This window comes from Paenibacillus sp. Y301 (genome assembly GCF_059445505.1).
The window spans coordinates 250,964-267,334 of the sequence record NZ_JCAIUL010000003.1 but is presented as its reverse complement, the minus strand read 5'-3'; the positions used below and the strand labels follow the sequence as shown (position 1 = coordinate 267,334).

Genomic DNA, 16,371 nt, shown 5'->3' with positions numbered 1-16,371 from the left:
CAACAAAAAAACCACTTCAATACCATGAATGTAGCTTCATGATAAGAAAGTGGTTTAACTTTTCCAAAACAGATTTAATTATTTCTAATATCATGCGGCCAAGAGGACTCGAACCTCCACGGTTGTTACACCACTAGAACCTGAATCTAGCGCGTCTGCCAATTCCGCCATGACCGCATACTACGTAAGGGTTTATCGGACCCTAACTTCTACATTATTGCTAACTATATAACGGATTATACACTCCGACAGATTCAAAATACAAGTATTTCGCTGTATCTTCTTGATTTTCAGGTGACATATCTTTAAACCATTTTTCTTCCATATTCTCCTCGGTTAAATTCATATCTCTCCAAAATGAAAGTCCAATTTCAGGAAAATAATAAATATAACCATCTGATTTTTCCCGATCATAAGGAGAGATTGTATCAATTATCGGAATCAATGTAGATACTTTAGTGTTGAACAGATCTAATCCTTCATACATACAGACGAATTCAATCTCTGCACCTTTAAATAAATCTATAAAGGAACATTTATCATCTTTGTATTCAACCTTGAAAAAGAGTGGCGAATTCTGTGTTAGTCTATCAATTTCACTCATACTCATTCCTAAATTCAACTCTCCGATGGAAATGCCAGGTTTGACTTGGACAGTAGGTATCTCAGATTTCATAGTAATATTCCTTTCTATATCTCCATTCCTCACTTTTCAGAGTATAAAAGACATTTAAACAATTGGTATATTTTGAACCATCTGAAACAATTAATATATACCTTATCCAAAATCCTACCTGTATGGTAAAATTATGTAGTTCGATGTTATCTTGCCACGCCACATAAAGGAGTTAACAAAATGGTTGAATTAAGGAATGTTACATTTGAGAATGTTCATAAGGTATTACAATTAAAACCAGAGGAACATCAAAAAACTTATGTAGAGGATGTATCTACAACAATAGCATTAGCTTATGCAGGGATAAACGAACAGTGTCCAGGTGAATGTTGTGTCATTTATTATGAAAATGAGCCCGTTGGAGTAATTCTTATTGGACAAAGTCAAGTTCGCGAACATGAACCCACAGTTCTTGGACCATATCATTTTGCTTATAGAGTGATCGGATTTTTTATTGATTATCGTTACCAGAATAAAGGAATTGGAAGAAAGGCCTTTCAAAAAGCCTTAGATAAAATTAAAACATTTCCTGATGGCACATCTTTACCTATAACACTTGAAGTAAAAATGCAAAATACCAATGCAATCAAATTTTATGGATGGTTCGGATTTTATGATTCAGGCGTAAAATATGATGATGACTGCGTCTTTATTCGTTTGCCACAGAACAATGAATCAAATCTTTATCTTCATACAGTAAAAAACGCTACATGATCATCATCTCTGACGAAGGACATGTAGCGCCTGTGATATTAAGTACTTATGCTTGTCCCTTATTCCAATTCAGGACGTGGTTCACTTGCTAATTGGTACAAGTAATTCCGATCTAACTTTACCACATTCCGATTGGGTCTCCGAATGAGTACCTGCTCAGCATCCCAAGCAACCACAATTCCTCTTACATCATTACTTCTCTCTGAATCTCGTACGACTCTTACCTTCTCGCCACCCACACGAAAAGCATCCAATTCTTCATCACTAATCATCTATACTCACCCCCGTTAGATCTGTCCCGCTGTATCAAGTGAACTTCTCATATTAAAAAAAAGACCTAAACAGTTTCATTTAGGCCATTATTATTTACTCTCTATAATTAAGGAAAGTTAAATGATTATTCCATGACTATCGTTGGGCATGTTCTTTACTATCGTTCTTCTCAAACCAGAAATCTAACACCGTAGCTGACATCACTCGACTGTTCAAGTACTCAAATTGTTGTGGGGTAAACATTTCCTTCCATGAGAAGGCGAGTTCCTCACATAAGCTAACAATGGTCAATAATTCCGACCAGGCGACATAACGTTTATACCAAAAAAATTGAGGGTGTTCAAGCATATAGGGATATAGATCATCAAACTCTGTGTGCTTACAATCTAATGCTCGCTCAAAATGATCCTTTGCTGTGGCCAACTTATCAATAAAGAATTGTTCTGATACCGATTCTTTCCCCATTGTGTTGCCTCCTCTCTCCTTCTTATACTTTTTATTATAAGCGATAAAATAGAAGCTGGAAAGCCATTGTCTAAAATTGGGCTAAGCTTTCTTCAGAAATTATTCGCCAAAAGTTATCGTCCCGTTTGCAAGAGATTTAATCTTTACAAGTGATTCTAAAACGATACCTTGTTCACGTATTGTTCGTGCACCCGCTTGAAAACATTTCTCGATGACGATACCTAAGCCAATCAATTCTGCTCCTGAACGTTCGATAATCTTTATTAATCCTCTTGCTGCATCGCCATTCGCAATAATATCATCGATAAATAGGACACGATCGTCACTGTTTAAGTACTGCCGCGATAACATAATGTCTGTCACAATCCCCTTCGTAAAAGAAGGTACGCGTTCACAATATGCATCTGGATCTGCCAGAAGTGTCTTTTTACGTCGTGCAAATACGAGAGGTACTCCTAATTCATAAGCTGTGGCAAAAGCAACCGCAATCCCTGAGGATTCTACTGTTACTACTCGTGTTATACCCGCTTCCGCAAATTTTGAGGCGAATTCACGTCCCATGGCCATCGTAAGTTGTGGATCCACTTGGTGATTTAATAATCCATCCAGCTTTAACACCTGATCAGATACAATTACGCCTTCTTCTATAATTCTTTGTTTTAGTAGTTCCATCATCGTTTGCCCTCCCAAGCCAATCCTTTGACGTTAAAGTACCATAGTTTTAACCCGTACATCAAGTAAATTTGGACAGGTTACAGTCATGTCCTATCGATTTCCAACATACCTTGTACTAATGCGAGTATAGGTTCAAGGAGGAAAAGGATGAAAAATACAGTCCGTACAATGCAAATTGCATTCACTTACATAGGTACCGTAGTTGGCGCTGGATTTGCCACAGGACAGGAAATTCTCCAGTTCTTCACCCAATACGGCAAATGGGCGACATTGACCATCATACTCTCAACAGTTCTCTTTATTTGGTTAGGTACCAAAATGATGATCATCTCACGTAGAATTCATGCTAAATCGTATGAGGATCTCAATAAGCATCTATTTGGAGCTAAATCAGGGGGTTACATAAGCATTGCTATGCTCTTTATTCTTATAGGTGTAAATAGTATTATGTTAGCCGGCGCCGGTTCCGTATTTGTCCAGCACTTTAATCTACATTACCAAACGGGACTTATTCTTACAGTGATTGCCGCCTTCTTCTTGCTGAATAAAGGCATGAGTTCTATTATGCACATGAATAGTATTGTCGTACCGATGATGCTTACTCTTTCACTACTGATTATCTCGAATACATTACACATGCCGAACGCTGACAGTTTCCTGATCTTATCAACAGATCGTAATCTAGGTATAGCATGGTTATCGCCACTTTTATATACAGCATTTAATCTTGTGATGGCTCAAGCAGTGCTGGTACCTTTGGGTAGTCATACGGAAAGTATCTCGGCTATCAAATGGGGAGGCATATTGGGCGGATTTGGCGTTGGCTTCATGTTAATGGCAGCTCATTTTGCGATGTCTGCACAAATGCCTGGCATTATGCAATATGAAATCCCCATGGGTAGCATAGCCTTTCAATTGGGTGTTGTCGTGCAAATGATCTATGTCCTACTCATATTTCTAGAGATATTCACAACATTCGTTGCAGATATCTACGGAGTAACCTTACAATTACAGCAACATTTTCCTTATTCGCCCAAAATCATCGCTATATTCGTTATGATGTTATGTTATCTATTCAGCCAATTCGGATTCAGTAATTTATTATCCGTTCTATATCCCTTGTTCGGTTCCCTTAGTTTATTATGGGTGGTCAAACTGATGGTTGTAAGGAAATAACATTGACGTTCGGAATCATATTTCGAATATGCTTAACCATGTATGGATGACAAGTCATCATAATAATCTGGCGTGTTGTTGCAATCTCCTGCAGTAGAGATAATGACGCTATCATTCTCTCCTCGTCGAAATTAACGAAAATATCGTCAAAGATTAGAGGAATTGAGGTCTTTGTATTCATTGTACTGGCAAGAGCAAATCTCATAGCCAAATACATTTGTTCTGCTGTCCCACGACTCAATTTGGCACTTTCTATCAGGCCAAGATGACAATGTTCAGCAAGTAATTCCTTCGCTCCTAATTTCATAACAATGCGAGTATAGGCACCTTGGGTTAAATGTTCGAAATAGTTAGAAGCCATCTTCAATACTTGTGGCTGCTTCTCTTCCTCATAGATCAGGCGAGTTCTGGAGATGAGTTCCGCGCAAATGGACATCACTGCATATTCTGTAGTCATTTCTTTTAGAGCCGCTTTCTGATCTTCAAGGTGCTGTAATGCAGAATCATGTAGACATAATAATTCCAATTGGTCTTTTTCCTGTAACAATCTACCGTGTTGTTGCTGTAACTCTTTCCATCGGGTTTCAATCTCATTCATCTTCTGTTCTTGGTTGTGGCACGCCAGTGTTAACTCATTCTCATCCTGCGTATTTAATATCGTTAGTAGATCTTTTCTACGACGATCATCTATGCCACTGAACATCGCAACTTCTAATTGGCGATTGTTTGCTTTTAACTCTTCACAACGTTGATATATTCTTCCTCGTTGCAAGAAATCTTCTCCGCTATTTGCTGCTCCGTCCCTGATCAGCTCTTCCTTCAGAGATGTCGTTCGTTGCAATTCCCCTCGAACAACTTGTGTATCTTCTTCGACTGCTTCTATTCGCGCTTGCAACATATGTCGTTTACGGACTACTTCTTCATACTCATCCCATTCTTTCTTCTTTAGCTCAATCCACGCAACAATAGATATCTCTAAACGGTCTGAACCTTCAGGTAACATGCTTCTACATTCGTTTTCATATTCAAGGCAATCCTGTTGCATTTGGGATTCTCTTCGACGTATTTTATCAAGTTTATCTATATACTCCAACCCTTGTTCAGCAAGACCAAACATATCGATCACAGCTTCTGGTGAGAGATGAACATTTAACTCCCGTTCTTCAAGCCAGTTCTCCCACTTGTTCTCAAGCTCTTCAAATGTTCTTTCTTCTTTCGCCATACTTTCTCCAACCCGCGACAATTCACGAGACAGGACATGAATCCGTTCTTGGCATGCTTTTTGTTCTGCGTAGAATTTATCCAGACTTTGCTGCCATGTTTGCCATACATCCATCATTTTACGTATTTCACGTACACTAGATTCGACTTCACCCGCATCATTAACGCCCTTCATATAACCTTCATGTCCCGCAGCGTTCCAAGGATCTGAAATAAGCTTAGACATGAGCTTATGAATGTGTTCAAGTTCATCCTTTTCATCAGTAGCAAGGCTTAACTCAGATCGTTTAACGCGCTGTCGCGGAGACTTTATAACCCCCTTCCAGAATAGAAGGATATCTACTAGCAATAACAGTATCGCCATGGACACAGCTGCAATTACAGATTTCATACTCCACAATAATAGAATAGGTATGATTACGGTTAGAATTCCACTACCCCAGAGAAATTGAAGATATAGCTTCTGTACACGCCGTTGTACAGCTATTTCACTATCTACTTGTCCTTTGGATGAAAGTCTTAGGATACGATTCTCACGCCATCGTTCAACAGCTCCCTGTAGCTCATTCCACAGGCTAGCCATTTCTTGAGAACTCTGAGGTACCATCATGACGAAGCGATTCCGACCTAATTCTACCTCTTCCTTGGTTCTCTTTTGGGAATTACGGTAATCGTCCTCTGCTAGATCCATCTGTCGTCGCAATTGTTGCGTCTCTAGTGCCAAACTTTCAATTCTTCGATCATACGCTGCGAATCCTAATGCATATCTGCGGACCGATTCACGTTCACCCACAGAAGTAGAGAATGTCTGAAGTTCACTTCTCGTCCAACCCGGATTAATCTGTCGTAAAATATGAGTTAATCGCGTATCCATGGCTGTTGCCTCAGCTTCAGCTTCTTGCCAATCTTTTTTTCTAGCTTCATAAGATTCTCTACGATTATTTAACCGCTCAATAAGAGTACCTTGTTCCTCAAGTTCCTGATCATAAGGTAAATGAATCAATTGAGTATGTAGTTCTTCTTTACTTCGTAATAGTTGTGTATGTCTTCCATCAATGACATCCCACTCTCCTTGAAGTGAATCCCATCTTTGCAATCCCTTCACCGGAAAGGACATGATCGTTGGAAGTGTAGATTGTTCCAACTCCGCTTCGGTCCATTTCAACCACATCGGCCGGATTTCTATAGCCTTTCTAAGAAGTTGAAATTCAGCCGATTGAATGGAACGGTCAACCTCTAGTTGTTCTAAGACGTTTACAGCTTCATTCAAAGTTAACGTATTTACATTGTATCGCTGAAGAAAGGAACGGCTCTCCGTTATTTCTTTCTCTAATTGTTCCATGGATTGCAATATTTTTGCAATTTCTTGTACACGACCTTTCGGCTTATAGATTTTGTCCATATCCTGAACAAGCTTCCGTTCCGCTTGAACAATCGCTGCACCGCCACCGATTCCTGCATGGAATAAGTAACTACTCATCTCATCCGATTGAAGTGTACGAATCTCCTGCAATTCACTTAGCGAAATGGCAAATAACTGATTAAATATTTCCCGGGACATACCTCCAAGAAGGTCACGCTCCATATCCTGCTGCGTTAACTCATGAAGTTGGCCATTCTCATCCGTTTTGACAATCTTAAGTTTCTCTGCGCTCTTTCCAGATCCATTCCCCTCACCAGATGATGTGAATCGCGAAATGCTCCATCTTGCACCCGCTTCGTCTATTAACTTCAATACGCCGCCATGCACGCCACCACTAAGCGGTTCATATCTTTCCGTAGGGTATGTACGACTTGGGATTCCAAACAACATGGCTCGTACAAATTGCATAATTGTACTTTTGCCTGCTTCATTCGGTCCCATAAACACTGTAATTCCTGACGGGATCGTTATATCTTGTTCCTTAATACGTCCGAATCCATGAATCTGAATCCTTTCAATGATCATCACTTACTGCCTCCATCAGCAGACTTGTCGAGAAGCAGTACTGCACCAAGCTCTCCAGCGCGATGTAACCACTCCTGTCTCTCTTGTTCACTAGTCTCGCTAATCATCCGTCTAATCTCTCGATTACTCATAAGGGGAGCCAAGGCTTTCTCCATAATATCCTTCGCCAATACAGGATCCTGCTCAGCTCGGTCCTCCAGACGTAACAAATCACCTAGAAAGCTCTCCTCAAGTATCATTTCAGCTACATCAATCTCGATTCCAGATTGAATTGAGAAGCCTTCGCTCCATACTAGTCCTTCGCAATGTCCACTCTCTGCTCTTCCTATTTCTCTCCGTCGAAGTTCTTGCTCCAGATCATCGGTAACATGTCCGGTTTCTAGAGCTCGATGCATTGAACTGCGCCCAGTAATAATCCAGCGCACGATGCTCATTTCTTCAGGTCGCTGTTTCCGAATATCATCCACTTTATCTTCTACACGAATTCTCCATTCATCTTCGTTATCAATACCTTCAATCGATACTTCCTCTCGGAACCAACGCACACTGTCTAATTCATGAAAAGTCAATTGAAGAGAGGCATCTTCCTTCACTTCAACAACATAACATCCCTTAGGTCCAGTCTCTTTCACGCTTCTACCTTGAATATTTCCTGCGTATACGATATGAGGATATTCTTGAATAACTCTACGCTGATGAATATGACCTAACGCCCAGTAATCATAACCTGTTATTTCTAGCTCCTTGCGAGTGCATGGGGAATATGTCTCATGAGTGGGATCTCCATCTAGATTGGCATGATGTACCGCAATATGAAATAAAGGAACCGCTGGATCTCTATGAAACTTTAGCGCCGTATTCTCCGATACCTTGGCCGTGGGATATGAAATCCCACTTATGATAGCAACCTCTTGTTGATCGCTTCGACGTGTAGCCGTGTAACTCTCCACCTCAGTACCGAATACATGTACATGACCCGCATTCTTTATTTGCAGCCTTGGCCCGTCTAAGGGATCATGATTTCCGTGAATAAGATACACGTGAATACCGTGGTTCCCCAGTTCTTCAAATGCAGCTTGTAAGGACAAATGAGCTCTTAGTGAGCTATCTGCCGCATCATAAATATCACCACTGATAACAATGAAATCCACTTGTTCAGCCACAGCTAACTCTATTAAATGACGCAATGCCGTGAAGGTTGATTCTCTTAGATGTTGGCGAATAGCTTCCGACAACCCTCTCATTCCAGCGAATTTGCTGTCAAGGTGAAGATCAGCACTATGAATAAATCGAAAAGGAATCATTATTCCTCACTCTTTCTATTGTCGAATTGTAAGTACATTTTTTTGAGTTCGTTGACCACACGGGTCAATGAATAGTGGCTCTTCGCCTTCTCCCAAGCTGAACGAGCCAATTCATAGCGATAGGAAGGATCACTAATCATCTTCTCAAGAGCTTCACTAAGCGCAACGTAGTCTTCTAAAGGAACAAGAAGCCCATTAACGCCGTCTTCTATTTGTTCAGAAATCCCACCTACATCACTTCCTACTAGCGCAAGACAACTTAGGGCAGCTTCGGCAAATACGGAACCGAATGCTTCAGCTCTAGATGGCAATACGAATATGTCAAAAAAAGGAACAAATTCTTCTGGATGTAGTGTATATCCATAGAAAATCGTTTCATTATAAATGCCCAATTCCTTAGCCAGCTCTTCCAATTCCTTACGAAAGGGACCATCTCCAATAATATGAAGTACATAATCATAACCCCGATTTTTAAGTTCCGCACAGGCTTTTAATAGAATATCTAACCCTTTAGCTGGAACTAGACGACATACCGTTACGAGCTGTGGAACTTCATTCTCGTGAGGGACAGGCTTGAAACGTTTCTCATCAAATCCATTCGGAATAACGTTAATATGTTCAGGATGATCCACATAAGGTGACATGTATTTCGCAAAAGAATCAGAGACTGTAATTAATGACTCACTCTTATTTTCTAATTCTCGATACAAGGACACTAGAAATTGATGTTCTAGCCCATTCTCTTGAATACGACCATTAAGAATCAGTTCACGCTCATAACTTGAGTGAATCGTTTGGATGAGTGGCGTATCAGGAAATACTTGCTTTAATGCGAGTCCAGCTATCGGATGATGTGCATGAATGAGTTCAAAGGAATGTTGCATACGCATACGGCTCCACCACAGATAATCCCTGTAAGTCTGAATATATTTCTGAACGATATCGCTCTCTGCATACTGAGTCCAATCGAACGTATCAAATACAACATCTTCTTTACCTTTATTCCGCAGTCTTTTGGGAAGCCAGAACAATTCCATCTCCCAACGAGAAGAGCTGAAACGTTCCTGCATATAGGGAATCATAGAAGATACACCACCTGGTTGTTCTGGTGGAAAGAAAAGTGCTTGCAGCAATTTCATCGGATTATTCCTTCTTTCTATTCTGTCTTTACCTATTCAGAATCTGTGGATTTATGGTATATTTAGAATATACTTACTCTTTAGGAACGGGGAATTTTGATGGTATCTTCTCCATGGTCGTCCCCTGTCATACCGGGGATCGCCGCAGCAAGTGGTCTATACATAGTACTCATTATGACGGTAATGTGCTTCATTATGTACAGCAAACAACGCAAAAAAGCTTATCTTTATATGGTGCTTGCTTTCCTCTTTATTATGACATATGAAGGACTGAACATCCATTTCAACCTTTCAAGTGGCGGATCGGAATTTTCCATTTGGTCAGCTAGAATGCAGGTCTTCTCATTTCTTCTTTTAAACGTATCTGTCTTTTTACTGTATCGCAAAATGAACCGAAGAGCTTATATCTTTCTTGGTTTTATGATCTTCCTATTTCTTGTGCCGCTATTTGCGACAGGACTGCCTCTATTTGACACAAGTTTAGGCCAACATCTATATCTCAGTTTGTATCAAGGAGTTATTATTATTATCGGTCTCTGCGTCATCTCGCCACGCATTGGGCAACGAAGTAAATACATCACAGGTATATTAATCAGTCTTATCTGGGTCATCATGAACATCATCTATCGCTATGCTGACGACTTAAGTAGTACTTTTAATACCGTGAGATTATTTCTTCCTCTGACGTATTACACCGTCATTTTCTTTATCTTATTTGAACGAATTGTTGAGCAGATGCAATCCATCTATCGTTCTTCGATTACAGATGGTTTAACCAATCTATATAACCGACGTTTTTTCATGAAGAATATGAAGCGATATGTGGATCAAGGGTTGAAAGTCTCTGTTATCTTTTGTGATATTGATAATTTCAAGAAATTGAATGATACGCAGGGACATGGTAAGGCTGACCAAGTACTGAAGCAAGTATCCGCCATCATGGAGGAAGAAGTATCTGGAGTAGGGCTAACTGGCCGATATGGAGGAGAAGAACTCGTAGCGGCATTAGTGGACAAACGAGCTAAAGTAAGTCAGATCGCAGAAAGTATCCGAGCCCGTGTAGAACATGAGACGATCGTGACGATCAGTGTAGGCTACAGTAGTCTCCGAAAGAATGTTACTGCAGATGAATTGATATCCCAAGCGGATCAGGCGATGTATCGCTCCAAAACAACAGGTAAGAATAAAGTCTCACCTTTTCACACCCCATCTTCAAAAAAAGAAGCCAAATCAGAACCTATCTGACGTCATTAACTAGGTATAGAGTAATTTCGCTTTATTTTATAAAGTATAAAGATTATATTAAAGATAAGTTTGATATGCTCACATATCAGATGGACTACGATTAGCTGGTGATATGATGAAAAATAACATTGAACATGTATTGGAGAATCAATTATGTTTCCTTCTGTATGCAAGTTCGAGGGAAATGACAAAAAAGTATAAACCGTTGCTTGAGAAGCTTGATATCACGTATCCTCAATATCTTGTCCTTCTTCTCCTATGGGAGCAAGATACACTGACAGTTAAGAAGTTAGGTGAACTACTTTCTCTAGATTCAGGAACGTTAACCCCTATGCTGAAACGAATGGAGCACAATGGTCTAATCATTCGGAAGCGATCTTCTCAAGATGAACGATCTGTTATGGTTCAACTGACAGACAAAGGCTTTGGTCTACAAGAAGAGGCTTGCCTCATTCCCAAGACCATTGCAGAGATGGCTGGTGATGATAAGAAAACCGTTGAAGAACTGAAAGCTTCCCTTCTTCAGTTACTACAAACTTTACAGTCATTCTAACCAAATACAAAAGAACGCTTGAGATCATCTCAAGCGTTCTTTTGTTGTTTATATATAAATGTATGCCGAGGATTAATCTACATTAATTTCAAACGCGACATCAACATTCCCGCTGATCGCTTTTGAATATGGGCACATTTGATGTGCTTTATGAACCAATGCTTCAAATGTGTCTTTATCGACTCCAGAACCCTTTACGGCTAACTTTACAGCCAAGTTGTACTCGTTCATTTCACCCATCATTAGGCTGACGCTTGCAGTAACTTGGGATTCAAAGTTAACACGCTCAACTCTTCCGACGGTCTGCAAAGCACTATCAAAACAAGCCGCATAACCCGTTGCAAATAATTGTTCAGGATTCGTTGCTTCTGGCATTTCTTTTGCCCTAGGGGTTCCAGGCATTGCAATATCCACTGTAAAGTTTCCATCTTCAGATCTAGCCGTTCCTTCTCTTCCTCCATCAACCGTTACTGTTGTTGTAAATAATGTCTTTGTCATCGTTATTATCCCCTATCCAAATTATATTAGTTGTGCACAATTAAATTTTACAACACTATTATGAGAATAGCAATAGCAAATCAACAAATCATTTATACAATAGAAATAGACTACCTCTGTCCACGAGTGTGGTTGCAAAGGTAGTCTATTTGTAGTTAATTAGCTCTCACATACAATTAAGAAAGACAATATTTAACGAGCGCTGCATGTACGCCATCCTCATTATTGGATAACGTGATCTCATCTGCCGCTGCTTTAACTTCAATCGGCGAATTATCCATGGCAATTCCTTTACCTGCATAAGTAAGCATTGTAATGTCGTTATAATAATTCCCTATAGCTAGAATCTCTTCCTGTTGAATACCTCTCTTCATAGCAAGTTGTTTAAGAGCGTTCCCTTTGGAGGCTTCTTTGTTCATTAGATCAATGAAAAATTCTCCACTGCGGAGCATATTAATTTCATGTGTCCATGTACTTAATTCCTTAAATGCATCATCCAATTGTTTCGGTTCACCAAACATCGTAAATTTGACGATAGGCTCTTTAAAATCTGACCATGCTGGCAAATTCTCTGGTAATGTCAGATAATTCTCATACATACTACGTACTACTTCATCTAGTCCATCTACATTATCCACGAACATTTCAAATGCCGTATTTACATCGAAATGAATCCCCTTATCTCGACAATAATCTATATATGGGCTTAATATCATCGGGTCCATTGGAAATTGGTGAACAATCTCTCTTGTTTCAACTTTTGCAGTCGCTGCTCCATTATGACTAATAACGTATCCCTGTAACCCCATCTTTTCCATAAAAGGAATGGAGTTCTGAGGTCCTCGACCTGTACATACAATGATTTCTGCACCCGCATCAGATACAGCTTTAACAGTTTTCATAGTCTGCTCATTAATATCATGATCATCATTCAATAGTGTGCCATCTAGATCCAGAGCAATCAATTTGTATTGCATTTCTCATCCATCCTTTACTATCTCTATATTTATCTATTTCTATTTATTGTGATTCCTTGACTAGCAAGGATAATTCCTCAAGGCTCAGTTCTCGATATGTCCCTATTTCTAGCATAGGATCCAGATGAAGATCTCCCATCTGAACACGTTTGAGATATATTACTTTTTTACCTACGGCTTCAAACATGCGTTTGACCTGATGAAACTTTCCTTCATGTATCGTAAGCGAAATTCTCGAAATGACTTGATCTTCATTCTGTTCATGACTAAGCACTTCTAGCTCCCCTGGTAATGTCTTATACCCATCATCCAGCGTGACACCCATAGCGAACTGTTCTATATCATCTGATCCAACATCCCCGTCCACATATGCCTCATACGTCTTAGGAACATGTTTTCGTGGGGATAATAAATTGTGTGCAAACTTCCCATCGTTCGTAAGAAGTAACAAACCTTCCGTATCTTTATCTAGTCTACCCACAGGGAACGGTTCAAACACAGCATGCACTGGATCTAATAGGTCTAGAACTGTAGCCTCTCGTTTATCTTCCGTTGCTGATACAACACCAGGAGGCTTATGCATCATAAGATAAATAAATTCCTTATATTCAATGATTTCTCCATCTAACTCCACAGCATCGTTGTAAGGATCCACATGCAATCCGCTATCCTTCACGATGGTTCCGTTGACCTTAATATTTCCTTGTTTCACCATTCTCTTGATATCACTTCTTGAACCGTGGCCCAGATGAACTAGAATTTTGTCAATTCTTTGTGTCTTCCGTTTCCCTCCACTCATGGTCATGCCACCTCCAACCTACGATTACGTACCCATATATTTATACTTGTTAAGTAATTTACAAGTCTCTCATACATATGGCTCCTTGTCCAATCCTTCTCGCAAAGGAAAATTCATACATACGCATTCATTTAACGAAGCAACCCGCTATTATGTACATAGCGGGTTGCTCCTTTCATTATTCCAAAGACAATACTCATGCCATTGGTTCAGATCATTAAAGCTATTTACCGTCATGTGTCTCCTTCTTGTTCCGACTGCGCTCAGGTCCCCTACGTTGTGGAATATTAGGTTTAAGATTAATTTCAGCATCCTCTACCGCTTGTCGAAGTTCTGGATCAACAATCACAATGGAAAGGTCATAATAAGGAAATGGAGACTCCTCATATTGCTCTAACGCCTTGTCATATTGGCGAACTTGACTCACTAATGAACCCAATTCAATACCAAGTGTAATGGATGGGTATTTCTCCAGTTGTTCTGCTGCACTATGCATCATTTTTCTACCGCCACTAATGTTATGATTGCGAAAATGATATAGTCCAACCGCTATCTGCAGTAGTCCTTTATATAGTGGATCACGATTATTATGAAGCCATAACTCTTCTAATACCTCATGACATTCGAAGTAATCTTGGTCACGATTGAAATAAATGAGGTAGAAAATGTATAGCTTCTCATATTTCATCCGGATCTTCACCTTTTTTGGTTGCAGCAATCAGTTGCTTCACTTCATCCAATAGCAACTTCATTTCATCCATTTCATGTCGCTGCCAGATGTCATTAAATCGATCTTGGAAGCCAATCGCCTCATTAACGAGATGATAAAAGTATAACTGGTGGATAAGTGATAACACTTGTGTTGTCACATTGGAGTCTTCTTCGAATTGTTTCTGAGCTTCTAATATATCTTCACGGATACTCGACATCTCACTATCCAATATCGATGCCGCTTCTCCAGCCTTCTTCAATCGTTTACGGATATTATCAGGTAAGCTTTCCCGGTATTTATAACTTAGGGAATGTTCTATGGTTGCCCAGAAGTTCATAGCCAATGTACGAATTTGAATCTCAGCTAGAACAATCTTTTGTCCAAGAGCCGTCTGTACCGGATATTCAATAATCATATGAAAGCTTCGATATCCGCTCTCTTTATAATTCGTAATATAATCCTTCTCATACAATACTTTCAGATCTTTACGATTACGTATATATTCAGCTACGCGTCGTATGTCCTCTACGAATTGACACATAATCCGAATTCCAGCAATATCCTCAATCCCACTCTCAAGTTGATCCATAGGAACATCAAGGCGTTTTGCCTTATTGAGAATACTGGATATTTTCTTAACTCTACCTGTTACAAATTCAATCGGAGCATATTCTTCACGCTTCTTCAATTCAGATCGCATCGTTTTAAACTTAACTTTAAGTTCCTCTACTGTCTGTTCATATGGGAGCAAAAACATGCCCCAATCCCTGTTGTCCATCCCCATATTTCAACGTGCCTCCTGTCTCTCCATCCTCAGTGATGATCAGCACCTACTGCTTCAGATATATGACTGAATCCATCCTGACGAAGCAAATTTCTTAACTCTGCATGTATTTTCCGATTCACATCTGGACCCTCATAGATAAGGGATGTATAGATTTCAACCAGACTTGACCCTGCTCTAATTTTCTCGTAAGCATCTTTACCAGTAAAGATCCCCCCTGAACCTATAATAGGCAGGCGACCCTGACTCTGGCTGTAGATCCGAGATATAATTTCAGTGGATCTGGTGCGCAGTGGTTTGCCACTCAGTCCTCCACTTTCCTTCGCATTACCATGATTCAATCCTTCACGAGATAATGTCGTATTACATGCTATGACTCCTGAAACGCCACTTGCTTCAAGAACTTCTACCATAGATTCGAGTTCCAAATCACTAACATCCGGAGCAATTTTAACCAGAATATGTTTGCTAACACCATGTTTACGTTCTTGTTCCTTCATTTCTTCCATAATATGATCAAGAAGAGATGAGAGTTCATTACCATATTGCAGATTACGCAGGTCTGGAGTATTCGGTGAGCTGATGTTCACAACGAAGAAATCACCGTAAGGAAATAATACACGAATGCATTGCTGATAATCCATATAAGCTTCTTCATTTGGTGTCAACTTATTCTTCCCTATATTTATTGCCACAGGAATTCGACGGTTGTGAATGACTGAAAGTCTTTGTGCCATCGCTTCCGCGCCTTCGTTATTAAAGCCCATCCGATTGATAAGCGCTTCATCTGGTGGAAGTCTGAACAGCCGTGGCAAGTCATTCCCTGATTGTCCTTTAGGTGTAACAGTTCCCACTTCCATAAATCCAAAACCAATAGAGGAGAACCCATCTACAGATTCTGCATTCTTATCTAATCCAGCTGCAAGACCCACCGGTGTGTGAAAATGTAATCCGAACAAATCAACAGCCAAATCCGGAGTCTCCTTAACTCCCCACATACTACTTAATGCATGGGGTGCACCCGGTATGGAGCCAACCGTATGTAAACCTCCAACGACAAGATGATGTGCTTTCTCTGGATCTATTTTGAAAAATAACGGTTTAGCCACATTTCTGTACAACACAGGTTTATCTTCAACTCCATCCACTGTTTTCTCTATAGTACAGTTTAGCCTTTTACGGACTAAAAAGAAAGTAAATCCACCTTCTAGA

At 39.9% G+C, this 16,371-nt stretch carries 17 protein-coding genes and 1 tRNA gene; 4 read left to right on the top strand and 14 right to left on the bottom strand.

What is annotated here, in order from left to right; genetic code table 11:
• Nucleotides 1-93: 93 nt before the first annotated feature.
• Both AC1D69_RS07700 and AC1D69_RS07695 read right to left on the bottom strand, forming a co-directional pair.
• A tRNA-Leu gene (locus AC1D69_RS07700) sits at nt 94-177 on the bottom strand.
• Between the two features lie 43 nt (nt 178-220).
• The gene (locus AC1D69_RS07695) at nt 221-676 is read right to left on the bottom strand and encodes a hypothetical protein (protein WP_495455546.1); all 456 of its coding nucleotides are present in this window, start codon (nt 674-676) and stop codon (nt 221-223) included.
• Nucleotides 677-856: 180 nt separating this feature from the next.
• Here AC1D69_RS07695 and AC1D69_RS07690 point away from each other — a divergent pair, with 180 nt between their 5' ends.
• Nucleotides 857-1,390, top strand: a complete 534-nt coding sequence (locus AC1D69_RS07690) for a GNAT family N-acetyltransferase (RefSeq protein WP_495455545.1) — start codon at nt 857-859, stop codon at nt 1,388-1,390.
• A gap of 59 nt (nt 1,391-1,449) precedes the next feature.
• Here the strand turns inward: AC1D69_RS07690 and AC1D69_RS07685 are convergent, their stop codons facing one another.
• From AC1D69_RS07685 to AC1D69_RS07675, 3 genes are all read right to left on the bottom strand, one after another.
• A complete protein-coding gene (locus AC1D69_RS07685; RefSeq protein ID WP_495455544.1) occupies nt 1,450-1,662 on the bottom strand; it encodes a hypothetical protein in 213 nt (70 codons plus the stop codon).
• A 136-nt stretch (nt 1,663-1,798) separates the two neighbouring features.
• Complete coding sequence (locus AC1D69_RS07680) at nt 1,799-2,128, bottom strand: hypothetical protein (RefSeq protein WP_495455543.1); 330 nt, start codon at nt 2,126-2,128, stop codon at nt 1,799-1,801.
• Between the two features lie 99 nt (nt 2,129-2,227).
• Complete coding sequence (locus AC1D69_RS07675) at nt 2,228-2,800, bottom strand: xanthine phosphoribosyltransferase (RefSeq protein WP_495455689.1); 573 nt, start codon at nt 2,798-2,800, stop codon at nt 2,228-2,230.
• Nucleotides 2,801-2,950: 150 nt separating this feature from the next.
• Here AC1D69_RS07675 and AC1D69_RS07670 point away from each other — a divergent pair, with 150 nt between their 5' ends.
• Complete coding sequence (locus tag AC1D69_RS07670; protein ID WP_495455542.1) at nt 2,951-3,979, top strand: YkvI family membrane protein; 1,029 nt, start codon at nt 2,951-2,953, stop codon at nt 3,977-3,979.
• Here AC1D69_RS07670 and AC1D69_RS07665 read toward each other — a convergent pair.
• From AC1D69_RS07665 to AC1D69_RS07655, 3 genes are read right to left on the bottom strand one after another with little or no spacing between them, the layout of a single operon-like run.
• Nucleotides 3,954-7,148 (bottom strand): AAA family ATPase, encoded by a 3,195-nt coding sequence (locus AC1D69_RS07665; protein WP_495455541.1) that lies wholly within the window; start codon nt 7,146-7,148, stop codon nt 3,954-3,956. The two genes, AC1D69_RS07670 and AC1D69_RS07665, sit on opposite strands and share 26 nt — an antisense overlap.
• Nucleotides 7,148-8,452 (bottom strand): metallophosphoesterase family protein, encoded by a 1,305-nt coding sequence (locus AC1D69_RS07660; protein ID WP_495455540.1) that lies wholly within the window; start codon nt 8,450-8,452, stop codon nt 7,148-7,150. The genes AC1D69_RS07665 and AC1D69_RS07660 overlap by 1 nt, the downstream gene beginning before the upstream one ends.
• On the bottom strand, nt 8,452-9,591 hold the full coding sequence (locus tag AC1D69_RS07655) for a glycosyltransferase family 4 protein (RefSeq protein WP_495455539.1): 1,140 nt from the start codon (nt 9,589-9,591) through the stop codon (nt 8,452-8,454). The genes AC1D69_RS07660 and AC1D69_RS07655 overlap by 1 nt, the downstream gene beginning before the upstream one ends.
• A gap of 99 nt (nt 9,592-9,690) precedes the next feature.
• Here AC1D69_RS07655 and AC1D69_RS07650 point away from each other — a divergent pair, with 99 nt between their 5' ends.
• Complete coding sequence (locus AC1D69_RS07650; RefSeq protein ID WP_495455688.1) at nt 9,691-10,836, top strand: GGDEF domain-containing protein; 1,146 nt, start codon at nt 9,691-9,693, stop codon at nt 10,834-10,836.
• A 115-nt stretch (nt 10,837-10,951) separates the two neighbouring features.
• Entirely contained in the window at nt 10,952-11,389 is a 438-nt protein-coding gene (locus AC1D69_RS07645) for a MarR family winged helix-turn-helix transcriptional regulator (RefSeq protein ID WP_495455687.1), read from the top strand.
• A gap of 72 nt (nt 11,390-11,461) precedes the next feature.
• On the opposite strand, the gene AC1D69_RS07640 is transcribed toward AC1D69_RS07645, so the two are convergent.
• From AC1D69_RS07640 to AC1D69_RS07615, 6 genes are all read right to left on the bottom strand, one after another.
• On the bottom strand, nt 11,462-11,887 hold the full coding sequence (locus AC1D69_RS07640; protein ID WP_495455538.1) for an Ohr family peroxiredoxin: 426 nt from the start codon (nt 11,885-11,887) through the stop codon (nt 11,462-11,464).
• A gap of 176 nt (nt 11,888-12,063) precedes the next feature.
• Nucleotides 12,064-12,864: a Cof-type HAD-IIB family hydrolase gene (locus AC1D69_RS07635; RefSeq protein WP_495455537.1), complete on the bottom strand. Its 801-nt coding sequence runs from the start codon at nt 12,862-12,864 to the stop codon at nt 12,064-12,066.
• A 43-nt stretch (nt 12,865-12,907) separates the two neighbouring features.
• Nucleotides 12,908-13,663 carry a pseudouridine synthase gene (locus tag AC1D69_RS07630; protein WP_495455536.1) on the bottom strand — a complete coding sequence of 252 codons (756 nt, stop codon included), beginning with the start codon at nt 13,661-13,663 and terminating at the stop codon, nt 12,908-12,910.
• Nucleotides 13,664-13,886: 223 nt separating this feature from the next.
• On the bottom strand, nt 13,887-14,351 hold the full coding sequence (locus AC1D69_RS07625) for a DUF309 domain-containing protein (protein WP_495455535.1): 465 nt from the start codon (nt 14,349-14,351) through the stop codon (nt 13,887-13,889).
• The gene (yjbM, locus tag AC1D69_RS07620) at nt 14,341-15,153 is read right to left on the bottom strand and encodes a GTP diphosphokinase (protein WP_495455686.1); all 813 of its coding nucleotides are present in this window, start codon (nt 15,151-15,153) and stop codon (nt 14,341-14,343) included. Before yjbM ends, AC1D69_RS07625 begins: the two co-directional genes overlap by 11 nt.
• 35 nt (nt 15,154-15,188) lie before the next feature.
• Nucleotides 15,189-16,283, bottom strand: a complete 1,095-nt coding sequence (locus tag AC1D69_RS07615; protein ID WP_495455685.1) for a quinone-dependent dihydroorotate dehydrogenase — start codon at nt 16,281-16,283, stop codon at nt 15,189-15,191.
• Nucleotides 16,284-16,371: the final 88 nt, after the last annotated feature.